Origin of the sequence: Methylophilus sp. OH31 (genome assembly GCF_000576615.1) — a bacterium.
In the GTDB taxonomy this organism is placed as follows: domain Bacteria; phylum Pseudomonadota; class Gammaproteobacteria; order Burkholderiales; family Methylophilaceae; genus Methylophilus.
The window spans coordinates 580950-605146 of sequence record NZ_BAUS01000002.1 but is presented as its reverse complement, the minus strand read 5'-3'; the positions used below and the strand labels follow the sequence as shown (position 1 = coordinate 605146).

Genomic DNA, 24197 nt, shown 5'->3' with positions numbered 1-24197 from the left:
CCTCTTCGCTTTTTGCGAACAAAGTGACTCAAGCATGTACAAATACGACCCTATAGATCAACAAATTGTCAACGAACGCGTCGCCCAATACCGCGACCAAACGCGCCGCTATCTGGCTGGCGAGTTAACGGATGAAGAATATCGCCCGCTGCGCTTGCAAAACGGCCTGTATATTCAGCGCCATGCGCCCATGTTGCGTATCGCCGTGCCTTACGGCCTGATATCCAGCAAGCAATTGCGCAAGCTTGGTGATATTACCAAGCAGTACGACCGTGGCTACGGCCACTTCAGTACGCGTCAGAACCTGCAATTAAACTGGCCTAAACTGGAAGACACGCCAGACATTCTGGCCGAGTTGGCAACAGTTGAAATGCACGCCATTCAAACCTCTGGCAACTGCATCCGCAACATCACCACTGACCAGTTTGCCGGCATTGCACCAGATGAAATTATTGATCCACGTGCGATTGCCGAGATCATGCGCCAATGGAGTACGTTCCACCCTGAATTCGCCCTGCTGCCACGCAAATTTAAAATTGCGGTGTCAGGCACAGAAAAAGACCGCGCGATTGTGCAAGCGCACGATATCGGCCTGGAATTCTACAAAGACGATCAAGGCCAGATGGCGATTAAAGTCTGGGTAGGCGGCGGCTTGGGCCGTACACCAATTCTGGGCACCGTGATTCGCGAGCATCTGGAATGGCAGCACGTGCTGTCCTACTGCGAAGCCGTGATTCGTGTCTATAACATTCATGGCCGTCGCGACAACGCGTATAAAGCGCGTATCAAGATTTTGGTCAAAGCCCTGGGCATTGAAGAATTCAAGCGCCAGGTAGAAGAAGAGTGGGCGCACTTTAAAGATGGCCCATTGACCATCACGCAAAACGAACTGGATCGCGTTGCCAAGTATTTTGAACCAATGCCATACAAGGACTTGCCTGCGCACGATGCTTCTTTCGACGCGGCAGTGGCCAGCAACCCGGCCTTTGCGGCCTGGGTAAAGCGTTGCGTACAACCGCACCGCGTGCCTGGTTACCGTGCTGTCACGCTGTCGCTTAAACCACACGGCAAAGCGCCTGGTGATATCACCAGCGAGCAAATGCATGTGGTCGCAGACCTGGCAGATGCCTACAGCTTTGGCGAATTGCGTTCCTCGCACGAGCAAAATTTGATTCTGGCCGATGTGCAATTGTCTGACCTGTTTGCTGTATGGCAAAAAGCCCATGCAGCCGGTTTGGCAACGCCTAACATTGGTTTGTTGACCGATATTATCTGCTGCCCGGGCGGCGACTTCTGCAGCCTGGCCAACGCCAAGTCGATCCCGATTGCCGAAGCGATTCAAATGCAATTCGACAACCTGGATTACCTGCATGAAATCGGTGACCTTGAACTCAATATTTCAGGCTGCATGAACGCTTGCGGCCACCATCACGTCGGCCATATCGGTATTCTGGGCGTCGATAAGGATGGTTCCGAGTGGTATCAGGTCACCGTCGGCGGTAAACAAGGTAATGACGCCAGCATCGGCAGCGTGATTGGCCCTTCATTCTCGGCAGAAGAAATGCCAGGTGTGGTACAGCGCCTGATTGAGGTCTATGTACGCGAGCGCCAGGACGAAGAGCGTTTTATTGATACCGTACGTCGTCTGGGCGTCGCGCCATTCAAAGCCCATGTCTACGCTGAAAAGGAAACTGCATAATGAGTCAACTGATTCAATTGGCCGCCAATGGCCAAGCCAGCATCGTAGCCGATACCTGGACCCGCGTGGTGCCGCCTGCAGCCGGTGAAGAGTCTGTGCGTAAACAGGCCGGTAAAGTGGTGCTGTTTAAACTGACAGGCGAACAAACCTACACTGCCGAGCAAATTGCCAACACCGAAATCCCTGCCACCGGCAAGATTCTGGTACCACTGACCATCTGGCAGGCACGCAAAGCAGAGTTGCAATCGCGCCTGGCAACTGGCGAACTGGGCATTATCCTGGCGACCAATGAAACCGCCGAAGCTTTGCAGGCAGAATTTGCCGACCTCAACAGCCTGCCTCTGATTGCAGTGTTTGTAGAGCGTTTTGCAGATGGCCGTATTTTCACCCTGGGCAACTGGCTGCGTACCCGCTTCGGCTTTAAAAACGAACTGCGCGCGATTGGTGACGTATTGCGTGACCAATTGTTTTTCCACAAACGCGCCGGTTTCAACAGCTTCCTGATTCGTGCCGACCGCTCAGCGGAAGATGCGCTGGCCAGCCTGAACGACTTCAGCCAGCCCTACCAGGGCGGTGTGGCAGATGTGCCGGTATGGCGCAGGATCAGCCGCGCATGAGTTTCGGCGTCAGCATGCTCAAACCGGCCGCCAACAACCCGGCCATCCGTCCACAGCTGACAGATGCGCTGATTGCCAGCGTCCACACCAAGCGTGCGCAAGCATTGGCTTTGCTGCAATCTGCAGCGGCCGAATTTCCTGCGATCACCTTTGCCAACAGCTATGGTGCTGAAGACATGGTCTTGACGGATCTGATCAGCAAGGAAAACCTGTCCATTGAGATATTTTCACTGGACACCGGCCGCCTGCCTGCTGAAACCTATACGCTGATGGGCGAGGTTGAGCAAACTTACGTGATCAAACCGCTGGTGTTTTTCCCCAAACACGAAGCCGTGGAAAATTATGTGCGTACGCAAGGCATCAACGCCTTCTACGAAAGCATAGACCTGCGTAAAGCTTGCTGCCATATGCGCAAAGTGGAGCCATTACAACGTGCGCTGGCAAATAAGCAAGCTTGGATTACCGGCATGCGCGCCGAACAAGCCGCAACCCGTGCCAGCTTGCCAGTACGCGAGTTCGATGCAGGCAACAAACTGGAAAAATTCAACCCGCTAAGTGACTGGACCGAAAAAGAAGTCTGGGCCTACATTCGCTTGTTTGAGGTGCCCTACAACGCCCTGCATGAGCAGTTCTATCCCAGCATCGGTTGTGCGCCGTGTACGCGCGCCGTGGCCATGGGCGAAGATATCCGCGCTGGCCGCTGGTGGTGGGAAAATCCCGACAGCAAAGAGTGCGGATTGCACGTAAAGAAATAGTGATCTGTCGATAAATGCGGATGAACGCTGATCAAAAGAACAATATTTCTTTTTAGTCTCAGGCCATTTAATGCTCCAAGAATGACCAAGGCCTAATCAGCATCACTCTGTGTTTATCGACGGTTTAAAAATTTGATTGGTTTTTTAAAGATGACAATGAAACAACCTTTATCTCATCTCGACTGGCTGGAAGCAGAAGCCATTCATATTCTGCGTGAAGTCGCAGGCCAGTGCGCCAACCCGGTATTACTGTTTTCCGGCGGTAAAGATTCACTGTGCATTTTGCGTCTGGCTGAAAAAGCATTCCGCCCTGGCCGCTTTCCGTTTCCGTTGTTGCATATCGATACCGGCCACAACTACCAGGAAGTGGTTAACTTCCGTGACCAGCGCGCCGCGGAATTAGGCGAACGCCTGATCGTGCGCTCCGTGGAAGACTCCATGAAACGCGGTACCGTGGTACTGAAATCACAAGATGAGCCACGTAATAAACACCAATCGGTGACCTTGCTGGAAGCGATTGAAGAGTTCGGTTTTGACTGCTGCATTGGCGGCGCCCGTCGGGATGAAGAAAAAGCCCGTGCCAAAGAACGTATCATGAGTTTCCGTGATGAATTCGGCCAATGGGATCCGAAAAACCAGCGTCCGGAACTGTGGAACCTGTATAACGCTCGCGTGCACAAGGGTGAAAACATCCGCGCCTTCCCGATCTCTAACTGGACCGAGATGGACGTTTGGCAGTATATCGAGCGTGAAAAACTGGAATTACCTAGCATTTACTTTGCTCACCAGCGCGATATCGTCATGCGTCATGGCGCCATTTTCCCGGTGAACGTACCTTTATCAAATGGCGAATTGATCAACCAGCCTAAAACGGGTGAAGAAGTGATTAATATGCAGGTACGCTTCCGCACTGTGGGTGACATTACCTGCACCGCCCCTGTGATTTCAGATGCGGTTGACGTCAGCAAAATTGTGCTGGAAACAGCCACGACCACCATCACTGAGCGCGGGGCAACCCGCCTGGACGACCAAACGTCCGATGCATCGATGGAGCAGCGCAAGAAAGAAGGTTATTTCTAATATGACAACACAACACAACGACTCTTTGCTGCGCTTTATGACTTGCGGCAGCGTGGATGATGGCAAGAGCACCCTGATTGGTCGCCTGCTCTACGATACCAAAACCATTCTGGCCGATACGCTAAACAATATCGAGCGCACCTCGCAAAAGCGTGGCATGGAAGCGGTAGACCTGTCACTGCTGACTGATGGCCTGCAAGCCGAGCGTGAGCAAGGCATCACCATCGACGTTGCTTATCGCTATTTCAGTACCGGCACGCGTAAATACATCATTGCCGATGCGCCTGGTCATGAACAATATACACGCAACATGGTGACTGCGGCGTCTACGGCTAATCTGGCGATTATCCTGATTGATGCGCGTAAAGGCGTGCTGACGCAAACGCGTCGCCACAGCTACCTGGCGCACCTGGTGGGTATTCCACATATCGTCGTAGCCGTGAACAAAATGGACCTGGTGAATTACGACCAGGCCGTCTATGAAAAAATCAAGGCAGACTACATTGCTTTTGCCACCGAAATTGGCCTGGCACAGGCGCGCGATATCAAGTTCATGCCGATGTCTGCCCTCAATGGCGACATGCTGGTAGACCGTTTGGACAATATGAACTGGTACCAGGGTGAGACTTTGATCGACATTCTGGAAGCGGCGCCAGCGGCACATAGCGAACAGAACGAAGCCTTCCGTTTTCCGGTGCAGTTTGTCTGCCGTCCGCATGATTCTGCCAATCCTGAACTACATGACTTCCGTGGTTTTATGGGCCGCGTCGAATCTGGCGCGATTACCGTCGGTGATGCCGTGACTGTGTTGCCAAACGGTTACCAATCAAAAGTAAAAGCCATTCAACTGGGTAACGAGCAACTGCAAAGTGCACAAACTGAGCAAAGCATCACCCTGTTGCTGGAAGACGAAATTGACACCTCACGCGGCGACATGATCGTTAAAACCAGCGAAACCACAGAAGCCGTCAAACAAATTGAAGCACATGTGTGCTGGCTGTCTGAGACACCGCTGTCCCCTGCCCGTACTTACATCGTGCGTCATACCACACGCGAATCTAAGGCCAAAATTGGCAGTATTCAATATAAGGTGGATGTGAACACTTTGGAGCAACAAACTGCGACAGACCTCAAAATGAATGATATCGCCCGTGTCAGCTTTAAACTGGCACAGCCACTCATGGTCGACAGCTACGACAAAAACCGCGCCACGGGTGCCTTTATTATTATTGACGAAAGCAGCAACAACACCGTTGGCGCTGGCATGATTGTCTAATCCACCACTGTCTAATCACCACCAGGGTGAGGAAAGACAAGCCAACACATCGTCAAGTTGGCCAAATTGCAATAAAATATCGTTTTGGCTGAAATAGCCGGCAAAGGATTTAAAACATGACTTATGTAGTAACCGAAAATTGTATTCAGTGCAAATATACCGACTGCGTAGATGTTTGCCCGGTAGATTGCTTTGTTGAAGGCCCGAACTTCCTGGCGATTAACCCGGATGAGTGCATTGACTGCACCCTGTGCGTCGCTGAGTGCCCGGCAGAAGCCATTTTCTCTGAAGATGATGTGCCTGCAGACCAGCAGCACTTTATTGAACTCAATGCGCGCCTCTCTACCGTTTGGCCAACAATAACGGCACGTAAAGAGCCGCTGCCAGATGCAGATGCCATGAATGGTAAAGCAGGCAAAACAGCACAGTTGATTGAATAAGCCGTTAGCATTCAAGCCAAACACGTAAAAGCCGCTCATTGAGCGGCTTTTTGTTTGATTGCCTGGCCCCAAAAAACGAGATGGCCAGACAATTACCGTCAATGAGGGAGAGTTACCTTAAGCAGAAACCAATGGCCGTTGGCTGGAATTGATGCCCGCCCCCCGTGTAATATGCGGTACCACTGGCGTAGCCAATCAGGGCGCGATCCGAACTGGTCAACTGCACGACGTAACCACACTTGGTCATGCCGGTGGTTTCTAAACGCCAGGTGCCAGACTCATTGCTTGATGTGAGCGCAACGGGTGTTTTAGTTAACACGCCTCCCGGATTACCAAGAATCGCAATCGAAACGCCGCCCAGAAAATCGTCTGCCGCGCTATAACTGCCGGTAATGGCATCACCGACTTTAATATCAGAACATGGCCCTTGATCCATGGTAATAGTGGCGGTCGGCGCGGTGTTATCCACCCGCACCTTAACCGTATTTGAGACATAAGAGACCGTCGGATTAAAAGCATCCATGACTTCTACCTGTAACCAGCGGTAAGGGCTGGCATCGCCTGCCGTGTGCAAAACGCCCAGAATATCCAGGTTGACAAAGGTTTGTAGCGGCGCAATCAAATCTTCCTGATATTCAATATAGCCATCTGCCAGCGGTGCTTGCGTGACGGGTGCCGGGAAGGTCCACGTACCGCCACTTAACTGCTCCAATGCCAGTTTGAATGCGTTAGCAACCGGTTTAAAGGTGACACCATCGGTGCTGTAGTTCAAGCGATACTTGAGTTTTGTTACCCCACTGCTGGCATCTGGCGCATTGCCAATATGGCCACTGATCCAGAGGCTGTTGCCAAACGGTGTATCGCTGAACGCGGCGTTGGTCAATGTCCCCGTCGTCGGATGGATGTCGGCAACACTTTGTCCGCAAATGGCCGTGATCACCGGTGCTGGCTTTCCGCTCTGATCAGCGATGCCGGGCGTTAACATCACTGTGGTATTTTCAGCATTTCCCCACACAGGTTTATAGTCAGGCGTATTGGCGGGTGGCGGTGAACTCCAGGAAAGGATCGCGCGCATTTTGGCGTAAACGGGCCCCTGCTTGCAGGGTTGCTTATATTTGCTCAAATCGACAGGTAAAAACACCGCATAGTTAAAGCCATCTTTAGGCAAGCTATTGATATCATGCACTTGCACAGAGGTGAGGCCCATGTCTTGCCAGCCCGCGCCAAAGTCGAGGTAAAAACGCACATACTCTTGGCTGCCCTTGGTGCACAAGCTGCCTGAATAACCCAGTGACTTCTTGATTTTCAAAATGCCAACCAAATGGTCCAGCGTTGCTTTGGGTTGCAGGCCGATACAATTCAGCTCTTCAAAGTCGATATTGCCATCGGTATTGGCAATGCTCTCTACGACGTTAGACCAGTCAAACTTCAGCGGACCAAACGAGTGTTTTACCTGCGCCTGCAAAGCACTGAGTTGAGCAGGCTGCGCCATCAATGTTTGCACTAAAGGATAAGCCAACCGATGTGGGGCTAACTGCGCCTCTTGATAGCTTTGCTCCAGGGCAACATAATTAACAGGCAACACGGCAGTGGGAATTTTCAGATCCAGATCGATCAATTCACTCACGTCTTTCAAGATTGCACTATCAATCACATCTTTAAGCAGCAGGCTTTGTACTGGCTGGGCCAGGATATGTGCATTCACCACATTGCCCCACACTGGTGTGTAATGTGGGGTATTGGCAGGCGGCGCAACCCCCCAGGACAAAATGGCGCGTGCCAAGAGCTGATTTGCTTTTTTGCATGAATAGCGCTTGATATCCACCGGCATCTCTACCGCATACTCCAAGCGACCTTCATGCTTCACATCATGGACATTTAAGCTGGTCAGGCCCTGATCAACCCAGGTGGACCCATCGTCAAATGATAAATAAAACCTGACATATTCTTGTGAGCCTGCCGAACACAAACTGCCTGAGTAACCACTGTCCTGGTTGATATAAACAATGGCTTTGAGTAGGTTAAATTGCGGCTGCAATCCCAGACAACCCAGATTCTCATAGTGGGTATTGCCTTGTATTTTTTGCACCGCTTTGGGAAAGCCAGCGCCCGGCAAATGACCAAAGTAATTAGCATTGCCTACAATCAGGGTTTGAAAATGACTCCGCAATTTGCTTAGTTCAGCGGAAACGACTTGGCGTTTAAATGGTTGATTTTGCATGGTGCTTCATCCTCAGTCAGGTTATGATTGAATACATTTGAAGCATTCAAATTACGCAACTGAACGAAAGAAGACCATACTGCAATTGCATACATTTTCTAAGAAAATAGATGCAATTGATATGATTTAATGCTTTTTTGACGATACTTCCAGCCAACCATTTTCCTCAGCAGTTTTAAGTGCTGCATAGCGTGAGTTGACGTTCATCAGTGCCATGGCGCGCTGAAACTCGGTGCGCACGGTGGCCGGTGACTTGTTTAAATGGACGGCCAACACCTTGGATTCTGTGGTTTTAAATTTCTGGCAGGCTTTCATTAAATCAGATAGCGCCGGTGTCAATGGATTATCATACATAATCAGGCTCTCTCAATCAGGTTAAAGTAATATATCCACACTCAAAATATGATGCTGATAAATACAATAACATAATATTATTAACTTTTATTAACATTTAAAAGTCAATCGGCATAAAGAGCGTGCTCGTACAACGCGCGCGATCATCGCCAGAGAAATTTAAACACTGGATTACCGACGAGAATACGCCAGAACAAGCGCGTGAATCAGTTGATGCAGGAACCTGGGCAAAACCGCCCAAGTTACGCTAGGAGTTTTTTAACCGGACCGTAGCTACGCCTATGTTCCGGCGTGATGCCATATTGCGCCAAACGCGCCAAATGCAAGGCCGTGGGATAGCCCTTATGCTGTGCAAAACCGTATTGTGGATACTGGGCATCAAGCACCAGCAAGGAAGCATCCCTGGCCGTTTTAGCGAGGATAGAGGCTGCAGAAATTTCAGCGACTTTACTATCGCCTTTGACAATTGCTTCACAAGGTAACTCAAATTTCGGGCTGCGATTACCGTCGACCTGGATGAGTGTTGCATGCACCCCGAACTGCGCCACCATCGCCTGATAAGCACGCTGCATGGCCAGCAGGCTGGCTTGCAGGATATTGATCTCATCGATCTCCTGCGCACTGACGCTGGCAATGCCCCAGGCCAGTGCATGCGCCTTAATCTCAACGGCCAACGCATCACGCTTGGCTTCAGACAGTTTTTTTGAGTCTGCCAGGCCAGCAATCGGCCGTTCAGGGTTGAGGATCACCGCAGCCGCGTACACCGCACCAGCCAATGGCCCTCTGCCCGCTTCATCAATGCCACACAATCGTTGCATCAGCATCAAGCCTGTAAGAACTGTTTGACGACAGCCGCGGCTTTCTGCGCGCTGTTTTGTTTGAGCTGTGCATGAATATGGCGATATTTTTCCTGCAACACAGCGAGACCGGTTTTATCTGCCAGTAAATTGTAGAGTGTCTGTGCGACACCTTCTGGCGTCGCTTCTTTTTGCAACAACTCAGGCACAATAAATTCGCCAGCCAAAATATTGGGCAGGCCAACATAAGGCTGCAAGCGCATACGTTTAAGCAACTGCCAGCTCATATTAGACATTTTGTAGGTGATCACCATAGGCTTTTTCAGCAAAGCCGCCTCCAGCGTGGCCGTGCCTGAGGCCACCAACACGGCATCTGCCGCGGTCATCGCATCATGCGCATGGCCAAACATAATTTGCAGGTCTATGGCAGTATCAGGTTTTTGCGTTAATAGCTGGTGCCAGGCACTGGTAAAAATGTCACGCGTTTCGCGCGTCACCAGCGGCACCAGAAACTGGACCTGCTGCCCGTTCTCACGCATCAAGCGATCAAACACAATGGCGGTTTCCAGCAATAACTCGGCATGAAAATTCACCTCAGACTGGCGACTGCCTGGCAACATGGCAATCACCACGTGATTTTTCTTCAATTTGAGCTTTTCCCTGGCCTGGCCAACATCCGGCTCCATAGGCAAAGCATCCGCCAGCGGATGACCGATATAGGTTACCGGCACACCGACCTGCTGATACAGCGCAGGCTCAAATGGGAACAGCGCCAGCATGTGTGACACAGCGCGTTTGATTTTATGGATGCGGTTTTGCCGCCAGGCCCAGATCGAAGGGCTGACGTAATGGATGGTCGCGATGCCCTTGGCTTTGAGCTTACGCTCTAACCAGAAATTGAAGTCCGGCGCATCAATGCCAATAAACACATCCGGCCGTTCTTTCAGGATATGCTTGTACAACTGCTTGCGCAGCTTTAACAAACCCCACAGATGCCTGAGCACCTCGAGATAACCACGTACTGACAGGCGTTCTATCGGAAATAATGATTTGGCGCCCAGGCCCATCATTTTAGGACCAGCAATGCCAAAAATCTCAACGTCAGGATGCAGTGATTTCAGCTCCTGAATGAGGTGATAGCCCAGCAAGTCTCCGGAGGCCTCTCCCGCCACCATTGCAATCTTAGCCATAGTTTCTTTGAATTAACGTACAATGCCGCGCGTTGTTTGCGCGAGAAATCGAGTCATGAGGCCGATTTCAGGGCAGGATTTTTCCATCTCGGCCAACGCAATCTTGGCCTCTTCAAACGATAGCCCCTGACGGTATAGCACCTTATAGGCGCGTTTGATTTGCTGAATGCTCTCAGCACTGAAGCCACGACGTTTGAGGCCTTCTGCATTGATACCATGCGGCGCGGCATCATAACCAGCGGCAGTCACGTAAGGCGGAATGTCTTTAAACACCACAGAACCGACCGCAGTAATAATATGTTCGCCGATCTGGCAGAACTGGTGAATCAGCGTGAAGCCACCCAATATCGCGTGATCGTAAATGGTCACGTGCCCGGCCAGCGATGAGTTATTAGCCAAAATAGTATGGTTACCGACGATACAATCATGGGCGATGTGCACATAGGCCATAATCCAGTTATGGCTGCCAACTTTGGTGGTGCCTTTGTCCTGAACCGTGCCACGGTTAAAGGTACAAAACTCACGGATGGTGTTATGGTCACCAATTTCCAGCAAGGTTGGCTCGTCTTTGAATTTCTTATCCTGAGGCTTCGCGCCCAGTGAAGAAAACTGGAAAATTTCATTATGTTTGCCGATGGTGGTGGGCCCTTCAATCACCACATGCCCGGCAATCTTGGTGCCTGCATCAATGCGGACACCCGCACCAATCGTGGTATAGGGACCCACCTCTACTGAGCTATCCAGCTCAGCTTTAGGGTCAATCAATGCGGTAGGATGAATCAGGCTTTGCATGTTTACGTGTATGGCCCGCCTTTAAGGGCAGGCGCATCTATGGTTATTTTTCAATGGCTTTCAGGATACACATCATATTGGCTTCAGCGACCACTTCGTCACCAACTTTGGCAACGGCGCTATATTTCCAAATACCTTTTAAGATACGATCAATTTTGACGTTCAAAATAATCTGATCTCCAGGGGAAACCGGTTTTTTAAAGCGAGCACTATCAATACCAGCAAAATAGTACACAGAATCACTGGTAGGCTTGGTGCCCATTGTTTTAAAAGAGAGTAAAGCAGCGGCTTGTGCCATGGCTTCAACAATCAACACGCCTGGCATCACTGGGTGATATGGGAAATGGCCAGGGAAATATGGTTCGTTGACCGAAACGTTTTTAACAGCAGTAATCTCTTTACCCAGTTCCATTGACAATACACGGTCAACCAGCACAAATGGATAGCGGTGCGGCAGGTGTTCCAAAATCTCATGAATATCCATGCTATTCATTGTGTTTTCAGCCATAAATTCTCTCAATCTTCCGAATGTTTTTGTATGTTGCTTATTGCTTGCTCAAGCTGCTTGAGCTTGAGGTTGTGTTGTTCCAAATGGCGGATGTTTGCGGCCGTCCGCAGCCAGTCTTCGTGCTTCTGAAATGGCATCAGCGCCGTATAAGTGCCGGCCTGCTGTATCGAGCGCATAATCATGGAGCCGGGTGAGATGGTCACACCATCAACGATGTGCAAGTGACCCAGTATCATGGCCGCCCCGCCAATTTTGCAATGTGCGCCGATCACGGCACTACCCGCAATACCAACGCAGCCCGCAATCACAGTATGCGCGCCAATACGAACATTATGGGCGACCTGTATCAAATTGTCCAACTTCACACCGTCTTCGATCACCGTATCATCCAGTGCACCACGATCTACCGTCGTATTGGCACCGATATCGACATGATCGCCGATGACCACGCGGCCAATTTGCGGTATTTTAACCCATTGGCCCTGCTCTTCCGCATAGCCAAAACCATCATTACCAATGACGCAGCCGGAAAATAAATGGCAATGGCTGCCGATAACCGTGCCATGCTTGACGACAACACGCGGCTCGAGCACGGTATGTGCACCAATGGTGACATCATCTTCAATCACACACCCGGCGCCAATACGCACATCACGCCCTAATTTCACGCGATCGCCGATGCTCGTCATGGCATCTACCGTCAACTCTGACGGCAAATGGGTATCAAAACCAATTGCGGCGCTGGCATGCACATGATTCACATACTGCCGCGGCGGATTCATCAATGCGGACAGCTTGGCAAAGTATGCATATGGATTATCAGTGAGGATACATGGCAACATCGTCAAGTGACGATGCTCTGGCCGCAGGATCACCGCCGCTGCTTGCGTGGCTTGCAATGATTGTGTGTATTTGGTGTCATTAAAAAACGCAATGGCAGCAGACTGCGCTTGCGCCAGAGAGGCCAGGCGAGACACCTTTAACGTTGCATTCGCATGCGTGCCGATATCAACCTGTCCACCCAGAGACGCAACAATCTCTTGTAATGTAAAGTGTTGCGCCATAGTGAAGTACTACCCTTGAGAATAACTTGAGAACGATGATCGCTGGTTATTTTTTACCCAGCAATTTAAGGACTTTATCTGTAATATCGATACGTTTGCTGGCATACGCCACGCCGCTGTAAGCGACCAGGTCATAGCCTTCGCTTTCGGAAACCGTTTGCACCGCCTTGTTAATACGCTCCTGCAATAAAGCCAGCTCTTCATTCTTGCGCAGGTTGATATCCTCACGCAATTCACGCTGCTTGCTCTGAAATTCAAGACGCAGGTTATTTAACTGTCGCTCTTTTTGACGACGGTCAGACTCAACGATATTGGCCCGGTCATGATCCAGTTGAGATTCCAGGTCACGAATTTGCTTTTGCAACTTGTCCAGCTCCAGTGAGCGCGGGCTAAACTCTTTTTCCAGCTTTTTGCCAGTTTCAGCCGTTTGCGGTGCTTCCTGTAACAGCTTGTCTACCTGCACATAGCCTACCTTGAAATCAGCAGCCATCGCCTGGCCGCAGCACAGCAAGAGGCCCAGCAACCCTACCAGAATCCTTCTCATGCGATCACTCCCTTCCGAGCCTGCCTTGTCACAACCTGATGCTGTTCAAACATTAGAATTGCTGACCAAACTGGAATTGCAACAATTGTGTATCATCGCCACTCTTATCGTTCAACGGTTTGGCCAGCACCAGTTTCAATGGACCGAATGGAGACACCCAGGTCACGCCCACACCGGTCGAGAATCTCAAGTATTCAGAATTAATTGAATCATCTTTACCATAGACACCACCGCCATCGACAAATGCACTCAGCCTGAACTGGTTGGATTGCGACACAAATGGCACCGGCATAAACAACTCAACGTTACCAACGAAACGCTTGGTACCACCCACGGCAAAGTCTGAACCTGTGCTTGGGTTGATTTGGCGCGGCCCCAAGGAGGAGTTCAGGAAGCCACGTACGCTGTTCACACCGCCGGCATAGAAGTTCTTGAAGAACGGATAGTTCTTGCCGCCATAACTGTCAGCATAACCAGCTTCACCGTTCAGCATCAGCGTGAAGTCTTTACCTAAGTCTTTGTACCAGCTATGTTGATAGCTGACTTTGTAATATTGCAAATCCAACCCTGGAATAGATACATCCCCGGACAGACGTTGCAGCACACCACGACGCGGGAAGAGAATGTTGTCACGCGAGTCATACGTCCAACCTGCGTTAAACACAATGGAGTTACTGCTACAACCATTGTTATTGCCACAGAAGTTCAGGTATTGAATCGGGCTGCTGCTGGACAACTCAACATCGGTAAAGTCCAGCGTTAAGCCAGCACTGATAAAGTCCATTTCGGACATTGGCATACCAAAACGTACACCAACCCCGTAAGACTGGCTGTTATAAGTACCAACGTTCAAGGTACTGGAGTTTCTGCGGCTGGTATCGACGTCACGGCGATAGATATCGAAGCCACGGCTGATACCATCTGGCGTGTAATAAGGGTCAGTATAAGACAGTGAATAAACCGTATTGTAGCTGCTGGTATTCACTTGCAAGGCCACGCGATTACCAGTGCCCAGGAAGTTAGGCTGGTTAATGTTAAAACCAAGCACCACACCATCACTACTCGATAAACCTGCACCAAACTGCACGCTACCAGTGGCTTTTTCGGCCACGGTCACATTCATGTCCACCTGATCATTGATGCCTGGAACGCCCGGCGTTTCCAGCTCAACCGTATCAAAGAAGTTCAAGCGCTGAATACGCTCTTTAGAACGTTTGATCTTATCGCCAGCATACCAGGCCGACTCCAATTGACGCATTTCGCGGCGGACCACGGCATCTCGTGTACGCGTATTACCTTGCACGTTAATCCGCCGGACATAGACTTTACGGCCTGGGTCAACGAAGAAAGTAAATGCAACCGTATGCTCCAGCTTGTTGATTTCAGGCACTGCGTTCACGTTAGCAAAGGCGTAACCCTCTTCACCCAGCTTGTCATTCATGTTCTTGCTGGCATCTGTCACCTTCTGGCGGCTAAATACTTCGCCATCCTGGATATTGATCAGCTTGCGCAAGTCCTCTTCCGGCAGCAGCATATCGCCAGCCAGTTTGGTCTTGCTGATATTGTATTTTTCGCCTTCTGTGAGGTTGATATTGATATACACATCACGTTTATCAGGCGAGATTGACACTTGTGTCGAATCAATCGAAAACTCCAGGTAGCCCTGATTCATATAAAACGAGCGTAAAGCTTCCAGGTCAGCCGTCAGTTTTTGCTTGGAATACTGGTCATCTTTATTCCACCAGCTCATCCAGTTTGGCGTGGTCAGCAAAAAGTTGGCGCGCAAATCTTCTGTTTTAAACAAATGGTTACCGACAATATTGATGTCACGGATCTTGGCAGCCGGACCTTCGGTAATTTCAAAGCGAATCGCCACACGGTTACGCTCTAACGGACTTGCCGTTGCTTTTACTTCCGCGCTGTATTTACCTTGTGACAGGTATTGGCGCTTGATTTCCTGCTCGGCTCTGTCAAGTTGGGATTTATCGAAAATCTGGCCTTCTGCGATACCAATTTGCTTCAGGCCGTCCTTGATTTTGTCTGTCTGAAAGGATTTATTACCACTAAAGTCAATTTGCGTGACAGAAGGACGTTCCTGCACGGTCACGACCAGCACATCGCCTTCATTTTCGATACGCACATCTTTAAAAAAACCAGTCGCATACAGGGATTTAATCGCCTGCGCGGCTTTTTCGTCACTCATGACATCACCTACCTGCATGGGTAGATAATTAAATACGGTCCCGGGTTCGGTGCGCTGCAGGCCTTCGACACGGATATCGGTAATCACAAAAGGCTCTGCGGCATACGCGCTGACGTGCATCACCCCCGCCAATAAACACAACCACAATTTGGAACTGGATTTTATTCTCATTAACTATGCTTTCAACCTATCAGGTAACGATTGATGTCATTAAAAAATGCAATCACCATCAATGCCCCTAAAATACCTAAACCCAGACGCTGCCCAATCGCCAACACCTTGTCAGGTAATGGTTCTCCTCGTATCAATTCCGCCATATGATACAACAAATGACCGCCATCCAATACTGGAATCGGTAGCAGATTCATGACGGCAATACTGATACTCAGTAAAGCAATAAATCCTATATAGGGCTTGAGCCCCATCCCGGCCGACTCGCCCGCGGCATCGGCGATGCTCACCGGCCCGCTAATGGCTTTGAGTGACGCCTGACCAGTGACCATTTTGCCTAGCATTTTCAAGGTAAATGCGATGGTTTCCTGCATTTTATCCAGTGCGCGTATGGCTGCTTGTGAGGCACTGTACTGGCGAATCACCTGATAAGGCGTCAAATCAACGGCATCCATATTGACGGCAGCCCCCAAGCGGCCGATTTTTTGCCCGCCTTGCTGTATAGCCTCGGGTAATAACTTCACCTGCAACAGGCTATCCCCACGCTGATACTCGACCTTCAACGGCTGCGCCGGGCTGGCGCGTACCAGTTTTACAAATTGTTGCCAGTCTGCAATCGGTTTCTGATTGACTTTGAGGATACGATCGCCCGCTTGCAAGCCACTTTGCTCGGCAACTGAGTCTGCCATAATGTCGCCAATCACCGCTGGCACCACTGGCATTAATACTGCTAGCCCGGCTTTTTGCATCACGTCACCATCCGGCTCGCCAGCAAGCTGGTTCAGCGGCAATACCTGCTGATGCACTTCACCTTGTGGCGTTCTAGTGACTACCGCCACCGGCTTATGCACCATCCAGCTTTCAAGCAACTGCCATTGTGCCTCCTGCCAGGTAGCAACAGACTTACCATCCAGCGCGACGATGAGGTCACCTTGGCGCAATTTGGCAACTGCCGCTAATGAGCCCTGCTCTACCGGGCCAATATAGGGTTTGAGTCCAATTTCCCCCTGAGCAATCAAGCCCCAATAGCAGACAAATGCCAGCAAAAGGTTGGCTAACGGGCCAGCAAATACGATCCACATTTTCGCAGCGATCGACTGCTTGTCAAACGCTTGCGACCAGTCAGTGCCAGGCACATGTTCCACATCCGTCTCGCGACTATCCAGCATTTTGACGTAGCCGCCCAGTGGAATCCACGACAATACCCACTCGGTGGCTTGCGCATGTGCCTGATATTTGAAGATAGGCTTGCCAAAGCCAATAGAAAATTTAAGCACTCGCACGCCACAGCTGCGTGCCGCCAGGTAATGGCCAAATTCATGAATGGTGACCAACACACCAATGGCAACGATAAACGCCCAGATGGAGGTCATACGCTGACAACCTTGCGCACCGGGGCAGTAGTCATATTGGCAATGGCTTGGGTCACAAACGCTCTGGCTTCTGCATCAATCGCCAGCAATTGCTCAATCGATTGCACCTGCTCAGCAGGTAATTGCTGCAAAGTCATTTCCAGCAAACGTGGAATGTCCAGATATTCAATCTGCTCACGCAAGAAGGCAGCCACCGCCACTTCGTTGGCCGCGTTGAGGATAGCGGGCGCCGTGCCGCCTGCGGCCAATGCGTCATAGGCTAATCGCAGACATGGAAAACGCTGGGTATCAGGCGCCTCAAACTCCAGCTTGGCCACTTCTATCAAACTCAGCGGTTTCACACCGGAGGCAATGCGCTCAGGATATGCCAGACCATAGGCAATCGGCGTACGCATATCAGGGTTACCCAATTGCGCCAGAATGCTGCCATCGACATAAGACACCATGGAGTGAATCACACTTTGCGGATGCACCACGACTTCGATCTGCTCGGGACGCGCATCAAACAGCCAGTGCGCCTCAATCACTTCCAGCCCCTTGTTCATGAGCGTAGATGAATCTACGGTGATTTTTGCCCCCATCACCCAATTCGGATGCTTGAGTGCCAAGGCAGGTGTCACTTCCTGCAACTGTGCCTGCGTGTAGCCACGGAAAGGGCCACCGGATGCCGTAAGGATAATCTGGTTAACGCCGACATCACGCAAGTCGCTGTAAGCTTGTCTTGGCATGACCTGAAAGATGGCATTATGCTCGCTATCAATCGGCAACAAGGTAGCTTGCCCTTGTTTGACGGCATCCATAAACAATTGGCCAGCCATCACCAGGGTTTCTTTATTCGCCAGCAAAATCTTTTTGCCCGCTTTCGCCGCGGCCAGTGCAGGCAACAAGCCTGCGGCACCGACAATCGCCGCCATCACAATGCCCACCTCGGCATGTGCAGCCACTGCAGTCAGGCCTTCCACCCCGGCCAACACTTCTATGTTGAGCTGCTCGGCCTGCACGCGTTGCTGTAACAAACGGGCGGCTTCGGCATCCTGCATCACGGCATAACGCGGCTGATATTGCGCACATTGCTGCAACATGGCCTCCACATTACTGTGGGCCGTAAGCGCAAACACGCCATAGCGGCCAGGATGTTGTGAAATCACATCCAGTGTCTGCTGACCGATGGTGCCGGTGCTGCCGAGTATGGTGACGTATTGCAAAATAACCTCTTAAAACGAATAAGACTGTTGCCAGTAATGAAACCAGAACAGCAGGCACATGCCAATAGGCAATGCCGGAATCACACCATCAACACGATCAAGCAAGCCCCCATGTCCGGGCAAGAATTGGCCACTATCCTTAAGATTGGCGCGACGTTTAAAAAAGGATTCAAACAGGTCGCCATAAATACCGGCGATGGTCACCACCCACAATCCTGGTAACACCCACCAGGTTGCAACGGCACCGGTGATTTTCAAGCCAGCGGCATAAGCAGCCACAGCCAGCAATGCACCAGCCACGCCCTCCCAGGTCTTGCCGGGGCTGATGGCAGGGGCCAGTTTATGTCGCCCAAACTGCTTACCTGCAAAATAAGCCGCACTGTCTGCGAGCCAGATGGTGGAAATAATCACCAGCAACACATAGGGATTCACTTCCTTGGCAGTGACCAAGGCCATCCACAATGACATCATCAAGCCCCAGCCCAACAACAGGTTGAGCGCTTTGTGTTTAAAAAAGTCATTAAAAAACAGCGCAACAGGCACGACCAATAGCCAAAACACACTGGCCGCAGCAAACACTTGTAACGCGCGATAAAAAAACCAGTGAAAACCAAATTGGTGTAATAAATATAGCAACCCTACGCCAGTCACAGCAGACACAACCAGGAAAACACGCGTTTGTGCCACACTGAGTTGCAAGAAGCCCGCCCATTCACGCAAGCAGACCAGCGTCAGCGCCAGCATCACCGCAGCCCAACCCATCAGCGGCAAGCAAAACAGCGCTGGCAAAAACAAGCCCAGCAATACAATTGCGGTAATGATTCTGGTTTTTAACATAGTTTATTAAGAGATACCGCTATCGGAAGTCAGCTGCTCACTGGTGCGGCCAAAACGTCTTTCGCGTTGATGGTACGAAGTCAATGCAGCCTCAAATGCCGCATCGTCAAAGTCCGGCCACAAGGTAGGGGTAAAATACAGCTCGGTATAAGCCAGTTGCCACAGCAGAAAGTTACTAATGCGAGTTTCGCCGCCGGTACGGATAAACAAATCCGGTTCTGGGGCATAAGGCATGGATAAATAAGGCGCCAGGTCTGCTTCGCTGATGGCAGTCACATTGCCCTTGTCAGCCAGCAACTGATTCACCGCATGCACCACATCCCAACGGCCGCCGTAGTTGACGGCAATCGTCAGTGTCAGACCGGTATTACTGGCCGTTTGCTGCTCAGCCTCCAGCATTTTTTGCTGCAGGGCCTGATTAAACGGGCTGCGGTCGCCAATCAGCTTTAAAATCACATTGGCCTCATGCAACTTCCTGACTTCCCTATCCAGCGCCTCCAGAAACAGGCTCATCAAAAAAGTCACTTCATCCGGCGGTCGGCGCCAGTTTTCACTGCTGAAAGCAAACAGGGTCAGGTATTTGATATCAAGACGGACACAGGCTTTCACCAGCGCACGTACAGATTCCAGGCCACGCTGATGACCAGCCACGCGGGGTAAAAAACGCTTTTTTGCCCAACGTCCATTGCCATCCATAATCACCGCAACATGTTGCGGCACTTCCTGAATAGGCGGAACTTGCTTGGTAGAACTGGAAAATAAACCCAAATCGATCCCTGATTCCCTGATCGCGGTTAAACCGCCATCAAATCTGTTTCTTTTTGCTGCAAAATTTTGTCGACTTCGGCCACGGCCTTGTCGGTCATTTTCTGAACTTCGTCTTGTGCACGACGCTCATCATCTTCAGAAATCGCTTTATCCTTGATCAATTTTTTCAAGGCATCGTTCGCATCGCGACGTACGTTACGGATCGCCACCTTGGCCCCCTCACCTTCGGAGCGCACAATTTTGGTCAAATCACGGCGGCGCTCTTCAGTCAGCATCGGCATAGGCACGCGGATCAAATCGCCATTGGTGGCTGGGTTCAAACCCAGGTCACAGTCACGGATTGCTTTCTCAACCTTGGCAATCATGTTTTTTTCGTAAGGCTGCACGTTCAGTGTACGCGCATCGCCCAGATTGATGTTGGCCACCTGGCTAACGGTCACCATAGAGCCGTAATATTCCACCATCACGTGATCCAGCAAACCGGTATGGGCACGGCCTGTACGGATTTTCGCCAGATCGGTTTTCAACGCTTCCAGCGATCTATGCATTTTCTGCTCAGCAGATTTCTTAATTTCTTCAACCATCGTTACTCTCCAATCTTCATGCCAGGCTTAAGCCATGACACGCGTTCCTTCATTTTCGCCCAGAATCACGCGTTTCAATGCACCTTCTTTAAAGATGCTGAACACCGCAATCGGCATTTTCTGGTCACGGCACAGCGTAAATGCCGTGGCATCCATGACTTTTAAGTTCTTGTTGATCGCCTCATCATAAGAGACGATATCATAGCGTGTCGCCGTCGGGTCTTTTTTCGGGTCCGCCGTGTAAATACCGTCGACCTTGGTCGCTTTCAATACGATTTCCGCATCAATTTCTACGCCGCGCAAGGCTGCCGCAGTATCGGTAGTAAAAAACGGGTTACCGGTGCCGGCACCAAAAATCACCACTTTACCCTCTTCCAGGTAACGAATCGCTTTGCCGCGGATATAAGGCTCAGCCACGGCTTCAATATTCAGCGCACTTTGTACGCGCGCAGCCACACCAGCGTGCTTCATGGCATCTTGCAAAGCCATGGCGTTCATCACCGTGGCCAGCATGCCCATGTAATCGGCAGTTGCCCTGTCCATGCCTTCAGCTGCGGGGGCCACACCACGGAAAATATTGCCGCCACCGATGACGATGCCTACTTGCACGCCCATGCTGACGACTTCTTTGACTTGCGCCACGATGGCCGTCACTGTTTCGCGATTAATGCCATAGGCATCATCACCCATCAGCGCCTCACCAGACAACTTGAGCAATATGCGCTTGAAAGCAGGTTGTGCCATGATAATTTTCCCAAACTCAAAATGTGCTTATTTAATCACAAAACGCGCTTTCTTTGGCGTCTTGCGCCCGTTTTGGGCATAAAAAAAGTGGAATCCTCGGATTCCACTTTTTGGGATACCGCTTTAAAAAGTCAATTAGACTTTAGCAGCAGCAGCCACTTCAGCAGCGTAATCAACCACTGCTTTTTCAATGCCTTCACCTACCACGTACATGCTGAACGAAGCCACGCTTGCACCTTTGGATTTCAGCAATTGCTCGATGCTCAGTTTGTCATCCTTAACAAAAGCCTGGCTCAACAAAGTCACTTCTTTCAGGAACTTCTGCACAGTACCTTCAGCGATTTTTTCCAGCATAGCTTCTGGCTTGCCTGCTTCTTTGGCTTTTTCAATCGCAACACGGCGCTCAGCGTCGATCAGCGCAGCATCCACACCAGTGGCATCCAGTGATTTTGGTTTAGCTGCAGCAATGTGCATGGCGATATCTTTACCCAATGCTTCATCGCCACCAACCAGGTCCAGCAACACACCGATTTTGCTACCGTGTACATAGCTAAACAACTGGCCTTGTGCTGGTGTACGTACAAAACGACGTGGCGTAATGTTTTCGCCGATTTTACCTACCAGTTGCGCGCGCACAGCTTCAGCGGTTTCGCCACGCAGTGGCAATGCACCCACCGCTTCAATATCAGCCGGGTTATTTTCATTCACAGTTTGTGCCAGATCGCCTACAAATTTGAGGAATTCTTCGTTCTTGGCACAGAAGTCAGTTTCGGAGTTCACTTCAATCAGTGTACCCAGTTTGCCGTCAGCAGAAATGCTGATGCCGACAGTACCTTCAGCCGCAACGCGACCAGCGGCTTTGCTGGCTTTGTTACCAAAACGCACACGCAGAATTTCTTCTGCACGGGTCATGTCGCCTTCAGCTTCAGTCAACGCTTTTTTACAGTCCATCATTGGGGCATCGGTGCGCTCACGTAAGTCTTTCACCATGCTTGCAGTAATTTCAGCCATTTATTGCTCCTTTTATTCAACGACTCTGTTATTCAACGACGCGCTTGTTTACGCACAAGGCCGTCGCAGTCAATATTCTTTTCAGTGTATCAAGGCTGTGTGACAGACAGATTGCGACATCACACACTCAACACCAATAAACTCAGCACAATAGAAAAAGGGGCGATGCGCCCCCTTTTCAAGCCATCCGAAATTACTCGGCAACAGCCTCAGCTGCTGGTGCAGTTTCTTCCTGAGCAGCTTTTACGATTTCAGAAATCGCGTTTGCGCGACCTTCCAATACCGCATCTGCCATGCCACGAGCATACAAACGAATCGCACGTGAGGAGTCATCGTTACCAGGGATCACGTAAGTGATGCCGTCTGGAGAGTTGTTAGTATCCACGATACCGATCACTGGAATACCCAGTTTGCGTGCTTCAGTAATCGCGCCGCTTTCATGACCAACGTCGATCACGAAAATCGCATCTGGCAAGCCACCCATTTCCTGGATACCGCCGATAGAACGCTCCAGTTTTTCGATTTCGCGCTTGATACCCAAAGCTTCTTTTTTACCGAACTTGTCGATGCTGCCGTCTTGGATCATGGCTTCAAAGTCGTTCAGACGCTTGATAGACTGTTTTACTGTTTTGAAGTTAGTCAGCATACCGCCCAACCAGCGGTGGTTGACGTAAGCACAACCAGCGCGTTGCGCTTCTTCTTTGACGATGTCACGGGCTTGACGCTTGGTGCCCACGAACAGAATACGACCCTTGTTTGCTGCCAGTGTACGCACGTATTTTTGTGCTTCTTCAAACAGTGGCAGTGTTTTTTCCAGGTTTACGATATGAATTTTGTTACGATCACCGAAGATGAACTCAGCCATTTTCGGGTTCCAGTAACGAGTTTGGTGGCCAAAGTGAACACCGGCCTCCAGCATTTGACGCATAGTCACAGACATGATTTTAGTCTTTCCATTCAAAGGGTTATTCATTAACATGCAATCAAAAACACCCGATTAAAGGCACCCAATGTGATTGCATGCAAGTTAATTGACATGAAAGTCAATCCAAAATTATAGCGCTTAAATCAATTGCTTTCAAGCACTTAACTGTTTTATCAGCATCGCTGGCGTCCCCGTCAGGACTCGAACCTGAAACTAGCCCTTAGGAGGGGCTGGTGATATCCTGTTTCACCACGAGGACCGCGGCGCTATTTTAAACGCAAGCGACCAAATCGCCTACCCTGAAAACAACAAAATCAGACTTGCCGACGCAGCAGGCTTGTGAGTAACATGCGGTTTTCAGTCTCTTTAAGCTGCCGACAATGCACAGTTCAGTCATCAACCGTTATGCCGCCGCCATCCGTGATGCCATTCTGGCCCACGAAGCCGATATTGAATGCCTGGACCGCGAGATTGGCGATGGCGACCATTACATCAATATGAAGCGTGGCTGTGAAGCGATTGCTGGCCTGGCAGATGAACTCAACACCCTAAGCGCCGCTGATGCGCTGAACAAGATCGGCATGAAGTTACTCAGCACCATTGGTGGCGCCTCCGGTCCCTTATTTGCCAGCTTTTTTATGAGCATGAGCAAATCACTTAAAACCAGTGACACCATCACCACATTACAAATCGCACTGGCGTTTGAGGCAGGCGTGCAGGCGATTATGCAACGCGGCAAGGCACAAGCCGGTGAAAAAACCATGCTGGATGTCTTGATCCCGGTGGCCACCGCATTCAAGCAGCTAGCAGAACAAGGTCAATCCAGCAAAGACATCGCCGCAGCATTGAAGCCCATCGCCAGCGACGGCCTGGAATCTACCCGCAATATGCTGGCGACGAAAGGCCGTGCTTCAGGCTTGGGCGAGCGCGCCATCGGCCACCTGGATGCTGGCGCAAAAAGCTGCCAGGTGATGATAGATACCATCTGTGACCTTGTGCTATCGAAACAATAAAACAAGGTCACTACAAGAAAACCACG

Annotated in this window: 24 protein-coding genes and 1 tRNA gene; 7 read left to right on the top strand and 18 right to left on the bottom strand. The window is 50.6% G+C overall.

Annotated features, from left to right (window positions below):
• Positions 1-34 precede the first annotated feature (34 nt).
• From OH31_RS04690 to fdxA, 6 genes are all read left to right on the top strand, one after another.
• Positions 35-1699 carry a nitrite/sulfite reductase gene (locus OH31_RS04690; RefSeq protein ID WP_024929818.1) on the top strand — a complete coding sequence of 555 codons (1665 nt, stop codon included), beginning with the start codon at positions 35-37 and terminating at the stop codon, positions 1697-1699.
• Positions 1699-2316 carry a DUF934 domain-containing protein gene (locus tag OH31_RS04685; RefSeq protein WP_024929817.1) on the top strand — a complete coding sequence of 206 codons (618 nt, stop codon included), beginning with the start codon at positions 1699-1701 and terminating at the stop codon, positions 2314-2316. Before OH31_RS04690 ends, OH31_RS04685 begins: the two co-directional genes overlap by 1 nt.
• Positions 2313-3071, top strand: coding sequence for a phosphoadenylyl-sulfate reductase (locus tag OH31_RS04680; RefSeq protein WP_024929816.1), 759 nt, complete (start codon positions 2313-2315; stop codon positions 3069-3071). Before OH31_RS04685 ends, OH31_RS04680 begins: the two co-directional genes overlap by 4 nt.
• Before the next feature lie 156 nt (positions 3072-3227).
• Positions 3228-4151 (top strand): sulfate adenylyltransferase subunit CysD, encoded by a 924-nt coding sequence (gene cysD / locus OH31_RS04675; RefSeq protein WP_036298656.1) that lies wholly within the window; start codon positions 3228-3230, stop codon positions 4149-4151.
• A gap of 1 nt (position 4152) precedes the next feature.
• Positions 4153-5427, top strand: coding sequence for a sulfate adenylyltransferase subunit CysN (cysN, locus tag OH31_RS04670; protein WP_036298655.1), 1275 nt, complete (start codon positions 4153-4155; stop codon positions 5425-5427).
• 116 nt (positions 5428-5543) lie between these two features.
• On the top strand, positions 5544-5867 hold the full coding sequence (fdxA, locus tag OH31_RS04665) for a ferredoxin FdxA (RefSeq protein WP_019881888.1): 324 nt from the start codon (positions 5544-5546) through the stop codon (positions 5865-5867).
• A gap of 112 nt (positions 5868-5979) precedes the next feature.
• Here fdxA and OH31_RS04660 read toward each other — a convergent pair whose 3' ends face one another.
• From OH31_RS04660 to OH31_RS04575, 18 genes are all read right to left on the bottom strand, one after another.
• Entirely contained in the window at positions 5980-8088 is a 2109-nt protein-coding gene (locus OH31_RS04660; protein ID WP_024929813.1) for a hypothetical protein, read from the bottom strand.
• A gap of 126 nt (positions 8089-8214) precedes the next feature.
• A complete protein-coding gene (locus OH31_RS04655; protein ID WP_019881886.1) occupies positions 8215-8442 on the bottom strand; it encodes a response regulator transcription factor in 228 nt (75 codons plus the stop codon).
• A gap of 242 nt (positions 8443-8684) precedes the next feature.
• Complete coding sequence (gene rnhB, locus OH31_RS04650) at positions 8685-9266, bottom strand: ribonuclease HII (protein ID WP_024929812.1); 582 nt, start codon at positions 9264-9266, stop codon at positions 8685-8687.
• Complete coding sequence (gene lpxB, locus OH31_RS04645; protein ID WP_019881884.1) at positions 9266-10429, bottom strand: lipid-A-disaccharide synthase; 1164 nt, start codon at positions 10427-10429, stop codon at positions 9266-9268. Before lpxB ends, rnhB begins: the two co-directional genes overlap by 1 nt.
• A gap of 12 nt (positions 10430-10441) precedes the next feature.
• On the bottom strand, positions 10442-11221 hold the full coding sequence (gene lpxA, locus OH31_RS04640) for an acyl-ACP--UDP-N-acetylglucosamine O-acyltransferase (protein ID WP_019881882.1): 780 nt from the start codon (positions 11219-11221) through the stop codon (positions 10442-10444).
• Positions 11222-11264: 43 nt separating this feature from the next.
• Positions 11265-11729, bottom strand: coding sequence for a 3-hydroxyacyl-ACP dehydratase FabZ (gene fabZ / locus OH31_RS04635; protein WP_019881880.1), 465 nt, complete (start codon positions 11727-11729; stop codon positions 11265-11267).
• 8 nt (positions 11730-11737) lie between these two features.
• Positions 11738-12793, bottom strand: coding sequence for a UDP-3-O-(3-hydroxymyristoyl)glucosamine N-acyltransferase (gene lpxD / locus OH31_RS04630; protein WP_024929811.1), 1056 nt, complete (start codon positions 12791-12793; stop codon positions 11738-11740).
• A gap of 46 nt (positions 12794-12839) precedes the next feature.
• Positions 12840-13337, bottom strand: a complete 498-nt coding sequence (locus tag OH31_RS04625) for an OmpH family outer membrane protein (RefSeq protein ID WP_024929810.1) — start codon at positions 13335-13337, stop codon at positions 12840-12842.
• 52 nt (positions 13338-13389) lie between these two features.
• On the bottom strand, positions 13390-15660 hold the full coding sequence (bamA, locus tag OH31_RS04620) for an outer membrane protein assembly factor BamA (protein ID WP_024929809.1): 2271 nt from the start codon (positions 15658-15660) through the stop codon (positions 13390-13392).
• A 62-nt stretch (positions 15661-15722) separates the two neighbouring features.
• Positions 15723-17084, bottom strand: coding sequence for an RIP metalloprotease RseP (gene rseP / locus OH31_RS04615; protein WP_024929808.1), 1362 nt, complete (start codon positions 17082-17084; stop codon positions 15723-15725).
• Positions 17081-18289, bottom strand: coding sequence for a 1-deoxy-D-xylulose-5-phosphate reductoisomerase (gene ispC / locus OH31_RS04610; RefSeq protein ID WP_024929807.1), 1209 nt, complete (start codon positions 18287-18289; stop codon positions 17081-17083). Before ispC ends, rseP begins: the two co-directional genes overlap by 4 nt.
• Positions 18290-18298: 9 nt before the next feature.
• Entirely contained in the window at positions 18299-19126 is an 828-nt protein-coding gene (locus OH31_RS04605) for a phosphatidate cytidylyltransferase (protein WP_024929806.1), read from the bottom strand.
• A 6-nt stretch (positions 19127-19132) separates the two neighbouring features.
• Positions 19133-19894 carry an isoprenyl transferase gene (locus OH31_RS04600; protein ID WP_024929805.1) on the bottom strand — a complete coding sequence of 254 codons (762 nt, stop codon included), beginning with the start codon at positions 19892-19894 and terminating at the stop codon, positions 19133-19135.
• A 26-nt stretch (positions 19895-19920) separates the two neighbouring features.
• Complete coding sequence (frr, locus tag OH31_RS04595; protein WP_019881872.1) at positions 19921-20478, bottom strand: ribosome recycling factor; 558 nt, start codon at positions 20476-20478, stop codon at positions 19921-19923.
• A 27-nt stretch (positions 20479-20505) separates the two neighbouring features.
• Positions 20506-21222: a UMP kinase gene (gene pyrH / locus OH31_RS04590; RefSeq protein WP_019881871.1), complete on the bottom strand. Its 717-nt coding sequence runs from the start codon at positions 21220-21222 to the stop codon at positions 20506-20508.
• 135 nt (positions 21223-21357) lie between these two features.
• On the bottom strand, positions 21358-22233 hold the full coding sequence (tsf, locus tag OH31_RS04585; RefSeq protein WP_024929804.1) for a translation elongation factor Ts: 876 nt from the start codon (positions 22231-22233) through the stop codon (positions 21358-21360).
• A 193-nt stretch (positions 22234-22426) separates the two neighbouring features.
• Positions 22427-23173, bottom strand: coding sequence for a 30S ribosomal protein S2 (gene rpsB / locus OH31_RS04580; RefSeq protein WP_019881869.1), 747 nt, complete (start codon positions 23171-23173; stop codon positions 22427-22429).
• 168 nt (positions 23174-23341) lie between these two features.
• Positions 23342-23417 (bottom strand) — tRNA-Arg (locus OH31_RS04575).
• A 121-nt stretch (positions 23418-23538) separates the two neighbouring features.
• Between OH31_RS04575 and dhaL the strand changes: the two genes are divergently transcribed.
• Positions 23539-24171: a dihydroxyacetone kinase subunit DhaL gene (dhaL, locus tag OH31_RS04570; RefSeq protein WP_024929802.1), complete on the top strand. Its 633-nt coding sequence runs from the start codon at positions 23539-23541 to the stop codon at positions 24169-24171.
• Positions 24172-24197 lie beyond the last annotated feature (26 nt).